Genomic DNA, 1,166 nt, shown 5'->3' with positions numbered 1-1,166 from the left:
CGCGCCCGGATTTGCCTAAGCGCCTTCTCCAATGCAGCGACCGGGACTTCCAACACCCGGACAACCTTCCGCGATCCGTCCCCCCATCGCATCTAACAATGGTGCAGGAATATTGACCTGCTTCCCATCAGCTACGCATTTCTGCCTCGCCTTAGGGGCCGACTCACCCTACGCCGATGAACGTTGCGTAGGAAACCTTGGGCTTACGGCGAGGGGGCCTTTCACCCCCTTTATCGCTACTCATGTCAGCATTCGCACTTCTGATACCTCCAGCATCCCTTCCGAGACACCTTCGCAGGCTTACAGAACGCTCTCCTACCATGCGTGCAAAGCACGCATCCGCAGCTTCGGTATATAGCTTAGCCCCGTTACATCTTCCGCGCAGGACGACTCGATCAGTGAGCTATTACGCTTTCTTTAAAGGGTGGCTGCTTCTAAGCCAACCTCCTGACTGTTTTAGCCTTCCCACTTCGTTTCCCACTTAGCTATATTTGGGGACCTTAGCTGGCGGTCTGGGTTGTTTCCCTCTTGACACCGGACGTTAGCACCCGATGTCTGTCTCCCGTGATTGCACTCTTCGGTATTCGGAGTTTGCTATGGCGGGGTAATCTGCAATAGACCCCCCAACCATGACAGTGCTCTACCCCCGAAGGTGAGACACGAGGCACTACCTAAATAGTTTTCGGAGAGAACCAGCTATTTCCAAGTTTGTTTAGCCTTTCACCCCTATCCACAGCTCATCCCCTAACTTTTCAACGTTAGTGGGTTCGGACCTCCAGTACGTGTTACCGCACCTTCATCCTGGCCATGGATAGATCACTTGGTTTCGGGTCTACGCCCAGCAACTGAACGCCCTATTCGGACTCGCTTTCGCTACGCCTGCCCTATACGGTTAAGCTTGCTACTGAACGTAAGTCGCTGACCCATTATACAAAAGGTACGCCGTCACCCCTTTCGAGGCTCCGACTGTTTGTATGCATGCGGTTTCAGGATCTATTTCACTCCCCTCCCGGGGTTCTTTTCGCCTTTCCCTCACGGTACTGGTTCACTATCGGTCGATCACGAGTATTTAGCCTTGGAGGATGGTCCCCCCATCTTCAGACAGGATTTCACGTGTCCCGCCCTACTTGTCGCACACCTAGTTCTTTCATACTGTTTTCGCCTAC

At 53.3% G+C, this 1,166-nt stretch carries 1 rRNA gene; it reads right to left on the bottom strand.

Annotated features, from left to right (window positions below):
* Positions 1 to 1,166 (bottom strand): 23S ribosomal RNA (locus LGM56_RS36685); the annotation flags it as partial.

Source organism: Burkholderia sp. AU38729, from assembly GCF_020419725.1.
Taxonomy (GTDB): Bacteria; Pseudomonadota; Gammaproteobacteria; order Burkholderiales; family Burkholderiaceae; genus Burkholderia.
Note: the sequence above shows the minus strand (reverse complement) of the source record. Positions and strands in the feature narration are given on the sequence as shown.